Annotated in this window: 14 protein-coding genes; 5 read left to right on the forward strand and 9 right to left on the reverse strand. The window is 67.8% G+C overall.

The genetic code is table 11. The annotated features are described in order from the left end of the window. Nucleotides 1–9: 9 nt before the first annotated feature. The 7 genes from J2Y46_RS07605 to J2Y46_RS07635 all read right to left on the reverse strand — a co-directional run bounded on the left by J2Y46_RS07605 (nucleotide 10) and on the right by J2Y46_RS07635 (nucleotide 8,257). Nucleotides 10–1,485 (reverse strand): lipopolysaccharide biosynthesis protein, encoded by a 1,476-nt coding sequence (locus J2Y46_RS07605; RefSeq protein ID WP_310241422.1) that lies wholly within the window; start codon nucleotides 1,483–1,485, stop codon nucleotides 10–12. Continuing rightward, complete coding sequence (locus J2Y46_RS07610) at nucleotides 1,482–2,390, reverse strand: hypothetical protein (RefSeq protein WP_310241424.1); 909 nt, start codon at nucleotides 2,388–2,390, stop codon at nucleotides 1,482–1,484. The genes J2Y46_RS07605 and J2Y46_RS07610 overlap by 4 nt, the downstream gene beginning before the upstream one ends. Next, nucleotides 2,387–3,433, reverse strand: coding sequence for a polysaccharide pyruvyl transferase family protein (locus J2Y46_RS07615; protein ID WP_310241425.1), 1,047 nt, complete (start codon nucleotides 3,431–3,433; stop codon nucleotides 2,387–2,389). The genes J2Y46_RS07610 and J2Y46_RS07615 overlap by 4 nt, the downstream gene beginning before the upstream one ends. A gap of 127 nt (nucleotides 3,434–3,560) precedes the next feature. Next, nucleotides 3,561–4,370 (reverse strand): polysaccharide pyruvyl transferase family protein, encoded by an 810-nt coding sequence (locus tag J2Y46_RS07620; protein WP_310241427.1) that lies wholly within the window; start codon nucleotides 4,368–4,370, stop codon nucleotides 3,561–3,563. Further along, entirely contained in the window at nucleotides 4,370–5,926 is a 1,557-nt protein-coding gene (locus J2Y46_RS07625) for a sugar transferase (RefSeq protein ID WP_310241428.1), read from the reverse strand. Before J2Y46_RS07625 ends, J2Y46_RS07620 begins: the two co-directional genes overlap by 1 nt. A 143-nt stretch (nucleotides 5,927–6,069) precedes the next feature. Continuing rightward, the gene (locus J2Y46_RS07630) at nucleotides 6,070–7,533 is read right to left on the reverse strand and encodes a polysaccharide biosynthesis tyrosine autokinase (protein ID WP_045301565.1); all 1,464 of its coding nucleotides are present in this window, start codon (nucleotides 7,531–7,533) and stop codon (nucleotides 6,070–6,072) included. A 121-nt stretch (nucleotides 7,534–7,654) separates the two neighbouring features. Beyond that, on the reverse strand, nucleotides 7,655–8,257 hold the full coding sequence (locus J2Y46_RS07635; protein WP_045301566.1) for a low molecular weight phosphatase family protein: 603 nt from the start codon (nucleotides 8,255–8,257) through the stop codon (nucleotides 7,655–7,657). Nucleotides 8,258–8,289: 32 nt separating this feature from the next. Here J2Y46_RS07635 and J2Y46_RS07640 point away from each other — a divergent pair, with 32 nt between their 5' ends. Continuing rightward, a complete protein-coding gene (locus J2Y46_RS07640; RefSeq protein ID WP_245619639.1) occupies nucleotides 8,290–9,054 on the forward strand; it encodes a CPBP family intramembrane glutamic endopeptidase in 765 nt (254 codons plus the stop codon). Between the two features lie 49 nt (nucleotides 9,055–9,103). Here J2Y46_RS07640 and galU read toward each other — a convergent pair whose 3' ends face one another. After that, nucleotides 9,104–9,997, reverse strand: a complete 894-nt coding sequence (galU, locus tag J2Y46_RS07645) for a UTP--glucose-1-phosphate uridylyltransferase GalU (protein ID WP_045301567.1) — start codon at nucleotides 9,995–9,997, stop codon at nucleotides 9,104–9,106. 304 nt (nucleotides 9,998–10,301) lie between these two features. Here galU and rplM point away from each other — a divergent pair, with 304 nt between their 5' ends. The 4 genes from rplM to J2Y46_RS07665 all read left to right on the forward strand — a co-directional run bounded on the left by rplM (nucleotide 10,302) and on the right by J2Y46_RS07665 (nucleotide 13,886). Then, nucleotides 10,302–10,748 carry a 50S ribosomal protein L13 gene (rplM, locus tag J2Y46_RS07650; RefSeq protein WP_045301568.1) on the forward strand — a complete coding sequence of 149 codons (447 nt, stop codon included), beginning with the start codon at nucleotides 10,302–10,304 and terminating at the stop codon, nucleotides 10,746–10,748. A gap of 25 nt (nucleotides 10,749–10,773) precedes the next feature. Next, nucleotides 10,774–11,250 (forward strand): 30S ribosomal protein S9, encoded by a 477-nt coding sequence (gene rpsI, locus J2Y46_RS07655; RefSeq protein ID WP_045301569.1) that lies wholly within the window; start codon nucleotides 10,774–10,776, stop codon nucleotides 11,248–11,250. Between the two features lie 16 nt (nucleotides 11,251–11,266). Next, on the forward strand, nucleotides 11,267–12,625 hold the full coding sequence (gene glmM, locus J2Y46_RS07660) for a phosphoglucosamine mutase (RefSeq protein ID WP_310241433.1): 1,359 nt from the start codon (nucleotides 11,267–11,269) through the stop codon (nucleotides 12,623–12,625). Between the two features lie 160 nt (nucleotides 12,626–12,785). After that, the gene (locus tag J2Y46_RS07665) at nucleotides 12,786–13,886 is read left to right on the forward strand and encodes a LacI family DNA-binding transcriptional regulator (protein ID WP_310241435.1); all 1,101 of its coding nucleotides are present in this window, start codon (nucleotides 12,786–12,788) and stop codon (nucleotides 13,884–13,886) included. Here the strand turns inward: J2Y46_RS07665 and J2Y46_RS07670 are convergent. Further along, the gene (locus tag J2Y46_RS07670) at nucleotides 13,846–15,483 is read right to left on the reverse strand and encodes a glycoside hydrolase family 32 protein (protein WP_310241437.1); all 1,638 of its coding nucleotides are present in this window, start codon (nucleotides 15,481–15,483) and stop codon (nucleotides 13,846–13,848) included. The genes J2Y46_RS07665 and J2Y46_RS07670 overlap by 41 nt on opposite strands. Between the last annotated feature and the right edge of the window lie 70 nt (nucleotides 15,484–15,553).

Consider the following 15,553-nt stretch of genomic DNA (forward strand, 5'->3'; position numbering starts at 1 on the left):
GCGCGCCGCCTAACTCGAGCGGCGTCGCGCGCGTGCGGTCACCACAGAAACGATGGAGCGGATGACGAGTCTGTTCTCGGTTCCTGCCACCGCCCAGAGCAAACCTGCGTAGATGATTCCCGCAGCTGCCGCGAGCGGTAGCGCGAACGCGAAGAATGCACGCTCGGTGTCGGCCCACGGCGTGAGTTGCAGCAACGCCACGGCGCCGAACGGAACCACGCTGGCCGCGACGCACCTGATGATCTGAAGCAGGTACCTCCAGACTCGCAATCCGATCGCCCGCCGGAGAACGATGAGCCGCACTGGCCAGACGACAAACCTCGCGAGTCTCGAGAATGCGATCCCAATCACACCAAAGGGCGCGAATACGAACACCATGATGATGCTGACGACATTTTGGAGGAGTGCCAGCCAAAGGGCGGATCGGGCATTGCCCGTGGCAAGGAGCGCATTCCTGTCGAAATACATCACGGCGCCGATGGCCCACCCAGGAGCAAGAACCCAGATAATCGGCACGGCCGCATCCCAGCCGGATCCGAACAATGTGGGTATCAGCTGTGGTGCGAGAACTGCGACCAGGCCGAACACTCCTACGCTTACCGCGGACGCGGCGAAGGTCAATTGCCGGAAGATCCGATTCAGCCGTGGGCGGTCATCTTGCACGCGGGAGAAGGTGGTCAGCGACACGCGAGAGACCACGGATGTCACGAGCTCGATCAGGATCGTGCCCAGCCGCTGGGCGAGGAAGTAGTAGCCCAGCTCCGTCGGGGAGAAGAGCACGCCGATCACAATCTTGTCGATGTTTGCTTGGACCGCATCCATGAGATCAACGCCCAGGATTGCGCCACCAACCGCCCAGAGGTTCCGGAACGATTGCCAGGAGAACTCCCAACGCGGCCGCCAAGAGGTCGATGTCCAAAGTGCGATGACCGCCGCGGCCGAGGCCACGAGAGTCTGCGCGACGAGCGCCCACACGCCCCACCCGATTAAGGCAAGAGGCACGGATACGAGCGCCCCGCAGAGTGCGCCGATGAACTGTCGGAACGACAGTGGCTTGAAGTCGAGGTCGCGTTCGAGGAGGGCCGCGGGCACTTGCGATAAGGCAGATAGCGGGAGTCCGATACTGAGGATCTGCAGAATCGGCGTGAGCCCTGGCGAAGATAGTGCCAACGCGATGAGGGGAGCTGTCAGCACCAGCACCGCAGCCAGAACGATGGCAAGAACCATTGACGCCCAGAAGGCCGTTGAGGCGTCCGCAGGGTCAAGACGCCGACGTTGGATCAGCGCGCGGCTGAATCCTGAGTCGCTCACCACCTGCAGCAGCGCGGTCGCCGAAGTCGCAAGGGCGACCAGACCAAAATCAGCCGGGCTCAGCACCCGCGAAAGGATGACAAGCACCAGTAGCGACAGAAGCCTGACAGACCAGCGTTCGAGAACGACCCACCCGATCGAACTGACGGTGCGGCGGCGGAGATCGTCGGTCAAAGCCCGTCCGTCCCGCTGCTGGGGGTCGAGCTTCCTTGACGGGTCAAGCGACCGCGGGTGAGCCGTCCAAGACGGAGGCTGACGCGACGTGAAGCATCGGCGATCGCATCGGGGCCGAACGCCACCCGCAGTCGTGAAAGCGGGGTTCCGGCTGGCCGGATCCCGAACTCGCGTTGAAACCGGTAGCTAGCGGGTCGGACGAAGCCGCTGAGCGATTTCCCCGAGTGGTTCTCTCCCGTGTCCACGTTGTACACCGCTCCGCGGAACGGAAGCGGTTCCAGTTCCCATCCCGCATCTGCGAGCCACGTGCGAGCGTCGCGGTGAGCACCGAGGATTCGTCGCAATCGGTCTCCGAAGGCCGCCGCGATCTCGTCCTGACTGGCATCGAGGTCGAGATGCTCCGGCACATCGTATGCGGTGAAGTTGACAACATGGCAGGTCCCACATGCGCGGTTGAAGTCACCCTGCGGACGGTAGACGCCTGTTGCGTGGGAGTAGATCCATCCGCGGTCGATCACCCAGCCGGGCTTGCCCGGATTCTCCTGTGCGTGGCCGGCAATGCGGTTGCTCACATAGTCGTCTGCGTCGAAGATCATCACATACTCGGGTCGATAGGAGCGAGCCGCCAGCAATCCCAGGCCGATCTTCGTGCCCTTATCCCACAGAAACGAATCTCGGTCGGTCTGAGGCCCTGACGGAGGCGCCGGTGCGGGGAAGTCCGCCGACACGAACTGGACCCGGTTGGGAAGTTTGAATGAGGGAGGTCGGTTGCCTACCACGATCACGATGTAGTCGTCGTTGCGCTGAGCGCAGATCGACCCCAGCGTCTCAGCGAGCAGGGACTCCACCTTCGAGTAGTCCGCGGAGTTCTGCGGATGCCGCAGCGACGTGACGAAGGCGATCATGCGACGGCCGCGGCTACCTGTGTGCGCGCCTCATCGAGTCCGGACACGAGGCTTGCGGTCGAGAACGCGCCCGAGTAATCGTGCATGATCTGGCTGACCTTCTTGTAGTTGTTGTCGAGCACGACGTTCGGAATACCCATCAGGGAGGCGAGGACGTGGGCGTGCAAGCGGTCGGTAACCACGACCGACGCGGTCTCGTACAGCTTTACCGCAGCAGCGATGTTCACCGAGTTGATCGATGAGATCACCGTTCGAGCAAGCCGATTCGGGAGAACGACTGGGAGAAGCGGAAGTCGGCGCTGGCCGCGGGTGTACAGGTGGTTGAGCTTCGAAGCCGAACGATAGAAGCTCCAGGCACGAGAACCGCCCATCAGTTCGACCCAGTCGGTGACTTCCACCCGCGCACCTGGCAACCATCCCTCAGCAACGGAGACGAGATTCGAGGTTGCCTCCTTGTCTGCACGGGCGATCACGACGACGCGGTCGCCCGTAGCGCGAGTGGTGGCGGGCGCATCCCAGCCGAGCGCCATGTCAGGGCAGAAGGACACTGCGACGTCCGGCAGTTGCGCCGCGGCGCGCTGCATCGACAACGAGTCACGCACGAGAACGTGAAAGTCCGGGTGCCCGCCGATCGCAGCATTGGCCTCTTCCGCCCGGCTCTCTGCTCCGAAGTAGATCGACTGAGGCAGTTGGATCACCTTGTAGTCGGTCAGTTCGCGGGCGACCCGCTCACGCAGTATCTGGTGCCCAGGCCACAGGTCGCCGAAGTTACCGCCACCGTGCATGAGCACGACACCGTTCGGCATCGCGCGCCGAAGGGCTTCGGCGTCGTAGGACCACAGGTCGCTGATGTAGCGAATAGTGAGTCCGAGTCGCTCGAAATACGCAATCTCGCCCGCCCAAATGAGTGAGTCGCCGATGTTCCGCTGGTTCGGTGCGTCGATGAGAGCAATGTCGGTTACTGCGCCCAGGTGCGTCCGGAGCGCATCAAGCGTTGACTGTCGCACACGGCTGAGGTGCGCGAGATCCTCGGAGACAATCAATGTCGGCCCTTTCTGGGTTCACGAAACAATGAAGCCGTGCCCGGTGGGCATGGAGTGTTGGGGGGCAACGTCGATGCGCAGGTCGCGCGGGCCGCGATGGAGGCCCGTCCCGGCCCCCACGCGACGGTCAGGACTCATCGACGGGACTCCAAAGGTCGAGCGGGAAAGCGGCGACCAATTCCTGGGGGTCCCAATCCAGGCCCGGCGCCCGCGCATCTGCCGCACTTTCCATAGAGGTGCTGAATCGTGGAAGTCGACGTCCCGTGCCCTCGTAGTAATCCTCATACTTGAACATCGCCTCGGCCGTGGGCCGTACTGGTGCGACCGGTACGCCGAGCGCATCGGCGATGACGATGCCATGAAGCGAAGAGGTCACCACGAGTCGTGAAGCCGCGATCTGCTTGATCACCGATATGAAGTTTCGGCGCGGGTTGAGCAGCCCCGGAGCTCCCCGCCATGAGCGGAAATCATGCAGGTTGGGCAGACTTGTCACTGGAATCGAGGGTCTATCTGCCCGCGCAATGCCCAGGACGGATGGGGCGAGAAGCCCCGGATCCCCGAAGATCTCCGGCGTGCGGACACCACGCCTGCGAAGGATTTCGGCCGTCAGCGGGCCTCGCACGGCGCGCACGTCCAGCCGATCCGACCCCACGAGGTCACCATCGACCTTTCCGTTGACTCCCGAGCCCCAGACGACATCACCGTCCCGCGCGAAATGGAGGATGCTGCCGATGGACAGCAGGCGACCAGTGCGGGCCGCGCGCGCGCCGGTCGGAGCGAGCGATGCGGACACCGCAGGGCCGAGCATGTCGCCGAAGTTGTTCACGGAGCGGTACACGGGCAGACGGCGCCCGAGCCGCCCCGGCATCGCCGGCCGACGCGGGTTCCAGTGGAACAGTTCGATGCCACCCAAGTCCGTGACGGAGTTCACTTTCATCAGTGCGCCGTCTCCCCGGGGGACAGGACCGCTTTGACGGTCTTGAAGAGGATGCCCAGGTCGCCGACGAGCGACCAGTTCTCCACGTAGTAGAGGTCCAGGCGCACAGTCTGCTCCCAGTCGAGGGTGCTGCGGCCGCTCACCTGCCAGAGCCCCGTGATGCCGGGGCGGGCGAGCAGGCGCCGGCGGGCGGCATCCGTATAGAGCGCCACCTCCGCGGCGATCTGCGGGCGCGGGCCAACGAGGCTCATCGAACCGCCGAGCACGTTGAACAGCTGGGGGAGCTCGTCGAGCGAGTACTTGCGGATGAACTTGCCGACCGGCGTGATGCGCGGGTCGTCCTTCACCTTGAACAGCGGCTGCTCGCTCGTGCCCTGCGCCTCGAGGAGCGCCTTGAGCTCGGCGTCGGCCCCGACGCGCATCGAACGGAACTTGTTCATCTTGAACGGTTCGCCCCGCAGCCCGATGCGCTCCTGGCGGTACAGCAGCGGGCCCGGGCTGGTCGCCTTGACGCCGATGGCGACGGCGAGCAGCACCGGCGAGGCGAGCAGAATCAGCAGGCTCGACGACACGATGTCGAACGTGCGCTTCACGACACGCTGGCCGCGCGTGAACCGCGGCGTCTCGACGTGGATCAGCGGCAGACCCGACACCGGCCGGGTGTGCACGCGCGGCCCCGCGATGTCGATGATGCTCGGCGCCAGCACCAGGTGCTGACGGCCGGCCTCCAGACCCCACGAGATCTCTTTCACCTTGTCGATCGGCAGTTCGTCGGTGCTTGTCACCACCACGGTGTCGGCATCCGTCGACGCGAGCGCCCGGTCGATCGCCGACACGCTTCCCATGATCGGGATGTCGGTGCCCTCGATCGTCGCCGCGATCCGGCCGCTGGGAACACACGCGCCGACCACGTGGTAGCCCGCCCACGGGGTGCGCCGCAGCTCGTTCGCGATCTGCACCACCGACTGCTCGGAGCCGACGAGAAGGACGCGGGCCGAGTACGCGCCGCTGAGGCGCTGCGAGACGAGCCACTTGCGCCACAGCCAGCGCACGAACAGCAGCACGGCGATTCCGGCCGGAAGGCTGATGAGCAGGTAGCCGCGCGCGAGGTCGATCTGGAACAGGAACGCGAGGATCGCGATCGAGCCGAACACGAGGTAGCTCGCCCGCACTACCCGCACGTACTCTGTCGGCCCCGTGCCGATGACGCGGTCGCTGCGCGAGTCGATGAGGCTCAGCGCCCACATCCAGACGATGACGAGAACAGCGGAGAACATCCAGTACGACACGTCGCTGAGCCGCGCATCAGCCCGGATCGACACTTCGGCGTTGCCGAAGCCGAACCAGGCGATCTGGGTGCCGTAGACCACCCAGATCAGCACGAGCAGATCGGTGAACCAGACGTTGCGCGCGTAGCGGCGACGCCAGTCCGCGCGCCCCTGCCGGCGTGTGGCCGCTGGCGGCGGAGATGCGGGCGCGCCGGAGGAAGCGGGCACGGACGAGTCCGCTTCGTTCTGCGACGCCATCGTCGCGTCGAGTTCGATGTTCGACGTCACAGGTTGCCCCCCGGCAGCTGTTCATTTGTGTGTAGGGACGGATCGCACCGGGGCTCACACCCCGCCGCGTTCCTTTCGGCACCGTCGCCGGAACCGGTTGCCGACCGCGAATTCCCGAGGCGGACGGCTACCGGTCGTTCGTGTCAGACCGACGTGCGCCGACGCGCCCCGCGCGGCTCGTCGTTCTTCGCAGCCTTCTTCGCCTTCGTCTTCGCCTGGTTCGGCGCCTTGCCGCGCTCGACGGCGTGCCCGTAGCCGTAGCCGTACCCATAGCCGTACCCGTAGCCGTACGAATCGGGTCCGCGCGTGGGGACCATCGACAGCACGACGCCGGCGACCTTCGCTCCGACCGTGGAGAGCGCGTCGAGAGCGCCGTTCAACTGATGGCGGTTGGTCCGCCCGGCGGCCACCACCACGAGCGCGCCGCTGGTGGCCTTGGCGAGGATCGCCGCATCGGTGACGGGCAGCAGGGGAGGAGCGTCGCACAGGACCACGTCGAACTCCTTCTCGAGCGACTGGAGAAGATCGTGCATGCGCTGCGAACCGAGCAGCTCGCTCGGGTTCGGGGGGATGCGCCCGGCCGGCAGCACGAACATGCTGCGCTGACCCCACGGGAGCATCACATCGCCGACCTGCGCGCGGCCGATCAGCACATCGGTGAGCCCCGCGCCCCCCTCGATGCCGAGATACTCGGCCACCTTCGGCTTGCGCAGGTCGGTGTCGATGAGCGCCACGCGCTTGCCGGCGTCGGCGAGCGCGATGGCGAGGTTGATGGTCGACGTCGACTTGCCCTCGCTGGGAAGGCTCGACGTGATGACGAAGCTCGCGCGGCCGCCCATGTCGAGGAACTGCAGGTTGGTTCGCAGCGCCCGGAAGGTCTCGGCGCGCGGGCTGGCGGGGTCGTCGTGGACGATGAGCGGGCGGTCCTTGGCCTTCGGATCGAACGCGATCGCACCGATGATCGGGGTGTCGGTGACCAGCTCGATATCGCGCGGGGTGCGGATGCGCGTGTCGAGCACCGAGCGCAGCACGGCGATGCCGATGCCGAGGGCGAGGCCGACCAGCCCGCCCAGCGCAAGGTTCAGCGGGATGTTGGGGCTGGCGGGAGTCTGCGGCGGCAGTGCATCGCGCACACGTGAGAGGCGAACCGGGCTCGTGGTCGAGTCGGCGGGGGTCTCGAGCTTCTCGACGGTCTCGGTGAGGCTTGCGCCGAGGGCGTTCGCGACGTCGGCGGCGAGCACGGGATCAGGATCGGTCACCGTGATCGTGATCAGCTGCGTGTTGAGCGTGTTCGTTCCGCTCACCACACTCGCCAAGCCGCTGGCCGACGTGTCGAGCCCGAGCTCTGCGATCACCGGGTTCATCACCACCGGCGTCGTCACGAGGTTCGCGTACGTCGTCATGCGCGACTGCGTGAAGGACGAGCCCTGCTGCAGCTCCTGCACGGTGCCGCTCGTCTGTGTCGACACGAAGACCGTGCTCGATGCTTCGTACATCGGGGTGCGAGTGTAGGAATACGCCGCGGCCACGCCGATACCGAGAATCGTCGCAAGGAGTATTACGAGCCAGTTCTTGCGCAGAATTCGGATGTAGTCGCTGAGTTCCATGGGGCCTTTTCGTCGCTGCTGTGGTGCAGGTTCTCGAACTCCCCAGCTTCCGAACCGCACTCATCCTTACACAAAGGAATTACGCGTACGTCCGCTTTGCGTGACGAGCATGTGAACTGCGTCACTTTGTGACGAGTGCGGCCGCGAGTACGCGCACCGTCTCGTCGATCGCAGGGGTCAGCTGGGCTGCCGACAGCTCGTATGTCTCCCACGAGCGTCCGTACGGATCGATGACGTCGTCCTCAGCAGGGTCGGGCGGCGCAGGGTCGACACCGCGGCGCGCCGCGATCAGCGCGACCGTCGCGCGAACGCGGGTCGCGGCATCCGCTCCCGTCGCAGCCGCGGCGCGGATCTCGTCGTCGGTGAGGCCCGCCGACAGGCGCGCGAACTCGCGGACCGTGAAGGTGGAACGCACTCGGCCGGGCGCGAGTTCGACGACCTTCCGGCGATGATCGCGCGTCATGGCCAGCGTCAGCACCAGATCGGAAGAGCCGAGGTCGGCCTCTGTGAGGAAGCGGGAGCGGTGTGCGGCCGAGTCGTCCGCCGGCACGCCGAGCCGCGTGGCGAGCGTCACCGACTCCGCGGTCATCGGAGCGGCGTTCAGGCCCCGGGTACCCGCACTGCGCACCCTGGCACCGAGCGGCGTGAGCCGTAGACGCAGCAACTGCTCGGCGAGCGGCGAGCGGCAGATGTTGCCGGTGCACACGGTCAGGATCTCGAACAAGGGGTGGCCTCCGGGTCGGGTAGCTTGGGCTCGTGACGGGTCACTCTATCGATGCCACGCGGCCGGCTGACACCGGCGCGGAGCATCGTTCGCGCCGGCCTCGACGCACCGATTGGAGGCTCGGCGGCAGCACGGTGCGCCGCTGGCGCGAGTCGCTGCTGGCGGTCGCCATGATCGGTCTGGGACTCGGGATTCTCGTCGGGCTGGCAGCGGCGACGTGGCTGGGCGCGGCGGGAAGCGTGGTGTCGACGATCGCGCTGTGGGCCGGTATGGCCGTGCCGGTGGTCCTCGCTCTCAGCCGTTCGAGGCCGATGGGCCTGCTGAGATTCCGGGCCATCGACCTGCTCTGGGGCGTCGGGCTCGGGCTGATGCTGCGACTCGTCCAGGGGTGGATCGAAGGAGCCGACCGGCTGCCGGCGATTGCGACCCTCGACGGTCGCCTGCCGGACGGCTGGTGGTGGTCCGAACTCATCGCGCCGGTAGTGATCGCGCCGCTGACCGAGGAGTTCTTCTTCCACGGGGTCGTCCTGGTGACGGTGTACTCGATGTTCCGGCGTTCGGTCGGGCGACTTACGGCCGGCGGTGCGGCGATCGTCGGCAGCGCCGCGCTGTTCGTGCTGGCGCACAGCATCGTCGGCACGCTCGCGCCCGGCGAAGTGGTCGCGCTCGCGCTCGTCGGCCTCGTCGGCGGCCTTCTGGTCATGCTCACGGGGCGCATCTGGCCGGCAGTGCTCCTGCATGTCGTCTACAACGCGGTCGGTGTGATGCTGCTGATCGCGGGCACGATCCTCGCCTGAACGGACGGATGCCTCGGGTCGCAGCATCCGTCCCGCTTTCACTGTGTGGTCAGGGGAGGGTCGGGGCGAGTTCCTTGATCCACGCGGCCAGCTCGGGGCCGAGGTCGTCGCGGTCGAGGGCGAGCTGGATGCTGGACTTGAGGTAGTCGAGCCGGTCGCCGGTGTCGTAGCGGCGACCGCCGAACACCACGCCGAGCACGGGTCCCGCAATCTGCTCGTCGTCGGCGAGCACCTCGAGCGCATCGGTCAGCTGGATCTCACCGCCCTTGCCGGGTTCGGTGCGCTCGAGCACGTCGAAGATCTCGGGCTTCAGGACGTAGCGGCCGATGATGGCCAGGTTGCTCGGGGCCTCTTCTGCGGACGGCTTCTCCACCAGGGCCTTGATCTTCACGAGGTCGGACTCGTCGGTCGTCTCGACATCGGCGCACCCGTAGAGGTGGATCTGGCTCGGGTCGACCTCCATGAGGGCGACCACGGTGGCCGCTTCGCGCTGGGAGACCTCGATCATGCGCGAGAGCAGCGGGTCGCGTGCGTCGATGAGGTCGTCGCCGAGCAGCACGGCGAACGTCTCGTTGCCCACGTGCTTGCGAGCTCGCAGCACGGCGTGACCGAGACCGCGCGGGTCGCCCTGGCGGACGAAATGGACGTCCGCGAGCGAGCTCGGGTGCATCACGCGCTCGAGCTTGCTCAGGTCGCCCTTGCGGTGGAGCGTGTCTTCGAGCTCGGTGACCCGGTCGAAGTGATTCGCCAGGGCGTTCTTGTTGCGGCCGATGATGACGAGGACGTCGTCGATGCCTGCGGCCACCGCCTCCTCGACGACGTACTGGATGGCGGGCTTGTCCACGACAGGCAGCATCTCCTTCGGCATCGCCTTGGTGGCGGGAAGGAAGCGGGTGCCGAGCCCGGCGGCGGGAATGACTGCTTTGATCGACGGTGCGTTCATGAGGAGAAGATTAGAGAGCCTGTGTGAACCCCGTGCTACAGATGTCACAAAGTTGTGACATCTGAGACGAGGATCTCGACGGGATCGGCGTGGCGGTGCCCGCGCCGTGACGCCGCGGGGTAAGGGGGCTGGTTTGGTCGAGGCATCCGCGTCGCGTACTATTGATCTTTGGTGTCCGGCTCAGCTGACCCGGCACCGCGAACGTGAGCCCTCCACTGGCGTGTTCAGCCTCTCATCGAGAGGGGAACCACCCCGGAGTGGGATTCACGAACCTCTCCGTTCGAATCAAGAAAGCAGCACTACTGTGACGCGCACTTACACCCCCAAGGCTGGCGAAGCCCAGCGCGAGTGGCTGGTCATCGACGCGACTGACGTCGTCCTCGGCCGTCTCGCCTCGCACGCTGCCGCGCTCCTGCGTGGCAAGCACAAGGCGACCTTCGCCCCCCACGTCGACATGGGCGACTTCGTCATCATCATCAACGCCGAGAAGGTCGCCCTCACCGGCCAGAAGCTCGAGCAGAAGAAGGCCTACCGTCACTCGGGCTACCCGGGCGGCCTCAAGTCGGTCACCTACTCGGAGCTCCTCGAGAAGAACCCGGTCCGCGCCGTGGAGAAGGCCGTCCGCGGCATGCTCCCGAAGAACACCCTCGGCGCCAACCAGCTGTCGAAGCTCAAGGTGTACCGCGGTGCCGAGCACCCGCACGCCGCGCAGAAGCCCACCGCGTACGTTTTCGACCAGGTCGCCCAGTAAGCGCCGCACAGAACAGGACACACTGATGGCGAACATCGAAGAAACCCCCACGAGCTACTCCACTGAGACCGCGATCGACGAGACCGTCGTCGCCGCCGAGCGCCCCGTGCTCTCGGTCTCGGGCGCCGCAGTCGGTCGCCGCAAGCAGGCCATCGCCCGCGTGCGCGTCATCCCCGGCTCGGGCACCATCACGGTCAACGGCCGTGCGTTCGAGGACTACTTCCCGAACAAGCTCCACCAGCAGCTCATCACCGACCCGTTCACGGTCCTCAACCTCACGGGTGCGTACGACGTCATCGTCCGCATCTCGGGTGGTGGCCCCTCGGGCCAGGCCGGTGCGCTCCGCCTCGGCATCGCCCGTGCGCTGAACGAGATCGACGTCGAGAACAACCGTCCGACCCTCAAGAAGGCCGGCTTCCTCTCGCGCGACGCGCGCGTCATCGAGCGCAAGAAGGCCGGTCTCAAGAAGGCCCGCAAGGCGCCGCAGTACTCGAAGCGCTGATCGGCTTCCACTCCGTATGCCGATCTTTGGCACGGACGGGGTGAGGGGGCTGGCCAACGGCCCCCTCACCGCCGATCTCGCACTGTCCCTGGCCCAGGCGACCGCCGTCGTCCTGGGCCAGGGCCGTTCCGCCGAGGCGCGCCGCGCTGCGGGCAAACGGCTCACCGCCGTCGTCGCCCGCGACCCGCGCGTGTCCGGCGAGTTCCTCTCCGCCGCGGTCGAGGCCGGCCTCGCCTCGTCCGGCGTCGACGTCCTCGACGCCGGTGTGCTGCCGACCCCCGCGGCGGCGTTCCTGATCGCCGACATGGATGCCGACTTCGGCGTCATGGTCTCGGCATCCCACAATCCCGCTCCCGACAACGGCATCAAGATCTTCGCCCGCGGCGGCGTGAAACTGCCCGACATCGTCGAAGCGCGCATCGAGGCCGCCATGTCGGGTCCGAAGCTGCTGCCCACCGGCGCTGACGTCGGCCGCATCCGCCGGTTCGCCGACGCCGAGGACCGCTATGTCGTGCACCTGCTGGGCTCGCTGCCGCACAGCCTCGACGGACTGCACGTGGTGCTCGACTGCGCGCACGGCGCGGCATCCGGAGTCTCGCCCGAGACGTTCCGCGACGCCGGCGCACGCGTCACCGTCATCGGCGCAGACCCCGACGGCTGGAACATCAACGACGGCGTCGGCTCGACCCACCTCGACCAGCTCGCCGAGCACGTGGTGCGCGTCGGTGCCGACGTGGGCATCGCTCACGACGGCGACGCCGATCGCTGCCTCGCGGTCGACGCGACCGGCAAGGTCGTCGACGGCGACCAGATCATGGCGATCCTCGCGGTGTCGATGAAGAACCGCGGGCAGCTCAAGGACGACACGCTCGTCGCCACCGTCATGAGCAACCTCGGACTCCACCGCGCGATGTCGGCGCACGGCATCCACGTCGAGACCACCGCGGTCGGCGACCGCTACGTGCTCGAGCGCATGAACGAGCAGAGCTTCTCGCTCGGTGGCGAGCAGTCGGGCCACGTCATCATGAGCGACTACGCGACGACCGGCGACGGCCTGCTCACGGGCCTGCACCTGGTCGCCGAGATGGCGCGCACCGGCAAGACCCTCGAAGAGCTCGCGTCGATCATGACCGTGTACCCGCAGGTGCTCGTCAACGTGAAGGACGTCGACCGCACCCGCGCCGCGACCGACGAGGGAGTTCAGGATGCCGTCGCCCGCGCATCCGCCGAGCTCGGCCTCTCGGGGCGCGTGCTGCTGCGCCCGTCGGGCACCGAGCAGCTCGTGCGCGTGATGGTCGAGGCCTCCTCCGAGGATGAGGCCCGCCGCCACGCCGACGAGCTCGCCGGCGTCGTGCGCGAGCGCCTCTCGCTGTAGCTCCGGGCGCGGCGACACCTTCGATCGGACGCGGCGGGCCTTCGGGCCCGCCGCGTTCGTCGTTCCGCCGGCCGGGGTATGTCACGGCCGCCGTCTGTTCGCCGTCGTGCGCTGACTCCGATTTCCGGATCGGCCACGCCGCGCGCCATAGGCTGGGCGTATGTCTGGCAAGACCGGCCCTCGCGCGCGCGTCAGCGACGTGGCCGCAGCCGCGGGTGTCTCGGCGACGACGGTCTCGCACGCGCTGAGCGGCGCGCGGGCGGTGAACGCCGAGACCCGCGAGCGGATCCTCGCCGTCGCCCGTGAGCTCGGATACGTCCCCGACCGGGTGGCCAGCGGTCTGCGCCGCCGACGCACCGGCGTCGTGGGCCTCATCGGCGACGACCTCGCGGCGACCCCTTTCGCGGGCCGCATCATCGAGGGTGCCCGCCGAGCCGGGCTCGAGCGCGACGTGCTGCTGATGGTCGCCGAGAGCGGCGGCGACGCCGAGGCGGAGCGCGACCTCGTCGCGCGCTTCCTCGCCCAGCGGGTCGACGGCATCCTGATCGCTCGCATGTACCACCAGCGCGTCGAGCAGCCCGACGTCCCCGAGGGCGTGCCCGTCGTGCTCGTGGATGCGGCGCCGCAACCCGGCTGGGAGGTCGACGCCGTCGTGCCCGACGAGGCGCAGATCGCGGCCCTCGCCTGCGAGCGGCTCACGCGCGAGGGGCACCGCGACATCGCCTATGTCGGAACCACCGACGAGTCCCGCGCCGCCCGAGGCCGCCTCATCGGCGTGCGCTCCGCCTTGGGCGACTCGGGCATAGCCCTCGCTGACGGTCGCCTCGATCTCTGCACGTCCGATGCGGCAGGCGGTCGGGAAGCGGGAGGGCGACTCCTCGACCAGCCCGTCCCGCCCACGGCGGTGATCTGCTTCAACGACCAGATCGCCATGGGCGTGATGCAGGCCGCCGCGCGGCGGGGCATCCCCGTCCCGGAGGGCCTGTCCGTCGTGGGGATCGACGATCTGCATCCCGTCGCCGACGCACTCGACCCCGGGCTCACCACGATCGCGCTGCCGCACGACGAGATGGGGCGGTGGGGGATGACCCGCCTGCTCGACCGGATCGACGGGACGGCACCGCCGATCGGTGACGGCATCCATCTGCTGCGGGGGTGGCTCGTCGAACGGCAGTCTGTCGCGGTGCCCCCTTCTCGCCGGCCGAGTGAGCTCGGGGCCCTCAGTGCTCCCGCTCGACCGGCGCCACCCGCAAGGGAGTGAGACTGGCGCCCGTGACGGCGACCTGCTCCCGCGCGCCCTCGAGACGCAGGCCGCGCTCGCCGGCCGTCCCGAACGCGGCCATCGTGAGCGCGGCACGCCCGCCGCCTGCGAAGACCTCGATCGAAGCGGCGTCCACCACGATGTCGAGCTCGATGCGCCCATCCGCCGGCTCCACGGCCGCTGTGCGCACTTCGCGGTACGCCTCGGGCATCGTGTCGGAGACCGCGTCGGCGTCCCGTGCCACGAACACCGACCGCGCCTCGAAGTCGTAGCCGACCGTCGCGAAGCTGCCGTCGCCGGTGAGCACCTTGACCCTCAGCTCGCCGGCCCGGCTCGCGGCATCCAACCGCAGTCGATACGCGCCAGATGCCGGCACCGTGACGTCCACGGCTTCGCCGTCGCCCAGCCGTGCATCGTCGAGGTTCTCGGCCTCGCCTCCCAGCGAATCGAGCTCGGGTGCCGGCACCGAGTGCAGCGTCGCGCGCCCTTCGTCGTCGCTCAGCGTGATCTTCCGCACGAGGGAGTCCGACCCGCCGTGCCAGTCGTCGGTCGGGAATCGGCCCGCGTAGGCCCAGTTGTTCATCCAGCCGATGCCGTACCGCGAGGAGAGGCGGTCGTGCTCTTCCAGCCGGGGGTCGTCCCAGGTGACCGCCGCGTAGTAATCGGAGCCGTGGTCCAGCCACTGGTGGCCGGGGCCGTCGGCGGTGAAACGCTCGCCGTCCCATTCGCCCACCCAGTACGCGGTGCCCGTGGTCATCCCCTCTGCGGCGCCGTTCGCGCCCGCGACGAGCACCCACCGCACATCGTCGGGATCGCCGTCGACCGCCATGGGGAACAGGTCGGGGCATTCCAGCACGCCGAGGTCGGTGGCCACGAAGTCCGAGGAGTAGGTCCAGTGGCGAAGATCCGGCGAGGTGTAGAACCCGACCCGGTCGTGCTCGGCGAGGGCCATCACCCAGCGCCCGGCCGCGTCATCCCAGAACACGCGCGGGTCGCGCCAGTCCGCGACGCCGGGGTTCTCCATGACGGGATTGCCGTCGAACGACTCGAAGCGGAAGCCGCCGTCTCGCGATACGAAGAGGGACTGGCGCTGCACACCGTCCACCTGCTGCGTGACGAGCGCGATCACCGCGCCCTCACCGAACCCGGCGGTGCCCTTCTCATCGACGACCGCCGTGCCGGTCCAGATGTCGCCGAGGCCGTTGGTGTACTTGTCGATCGCGACGCCCTCGTCCTTCCAGTGCACGAGGTCGGTCGAGGTCGCGTGGTACCACGCGGTGCCGTTCCCGTCCGGGTAGTCGGCGTTGTAGAGGTAGTAGTAGTGCCACACGCCGTCGAGGAGGAACGGCTTCTGCGGATCGTTCATCCAGTCCTTCTCCGGTGTGAGGTGCACGCTCGGCCGGTGCGGAGACCAGTCGGCGGGGCGTTCGAACCCATCGGTCGTCGCGGACGGCGAGGGCGCGGCATCCGTCCCGCCGCGCTCGGACAGGGCGACGGCGATCGCCGCCACGAGCACGATCGCGGCCGCCGCTGCGGCCGCGACGACGAAAAGGCGGCGCCGCCGGGGCGACGCGGATGGGGTGTTCTGCGTGTGCATTCGGTCTCCTTCTCGGCTCGGGACGGGATGAACGGATGCCTCGGCACGGGGCCGTGCCGAGGCATCCGCT

It is taken from the genome of Microbacterium sp. BE35, assembly GCF_031457705.1.
Classification (GTDB): Bacteria; Actinomycetota; Actinomycetes; order Actinomycetales; family Microbacteriaceae; genus Microbacterium; species Microbacterium trichothecenolyticum.

Coding starts and splice junctions, on each gene's coding strand:
- J2Y46_RS07610 (WP_310241424.1), bottom strand. CDS start 2,390: ATGATCGCCTTCGTCACGTCGCTGCGGCATCCGCAGAACTCCGCGGAC.
- J2Y46_RS07620 (WP_310241427.1), bottom strand. CDS start 4,370: ATGAAAGTGAACTCCGTCACGGACTTGGGTGGCATCGAACTGTTCCAC.
- J2Y46_RS07630 (WP_045301565.1), bottom strand. CDS start 7,533: ATGGAACTCAGCGACTACATCCGAATTCTGCGCAAGAACTGGCTCGTA.
- galU (WP_045301567.1), bottom strand. CDS start 9,997: ATGAACGCACCGTCGATCAAAGCAGTCATTCCCGCCGCCGGGCTCGGC.
- rpsI (WP_045301569.1), top strand. CDS start 10,774: ATGGCGAACATCGAAGAAACCCCCACGAGCTACTCCACTGAGACCGCG.
- glmM (WP_310241433.1), top strand. CDS start 11,267: ATGCCGATCTTTGGCACGGACGGGGTGAGGGGGCTGGCCAACGGCCCC.
- J2Y46_RS07665 (WP_310241435.1), top strand. CDS start 12,786: ATGTCTGGCAAGACCGGCCCTCGCGCGCGCGTCAGCGACGTGGCCGCA.
- J2Y46_RS07670 (WP_310241437.1), bottom strand. CDS start 15,483: ATGCACACGCAGAACACCCCATCCGCGTCGCCCCGGCGGCGCCGCCTT.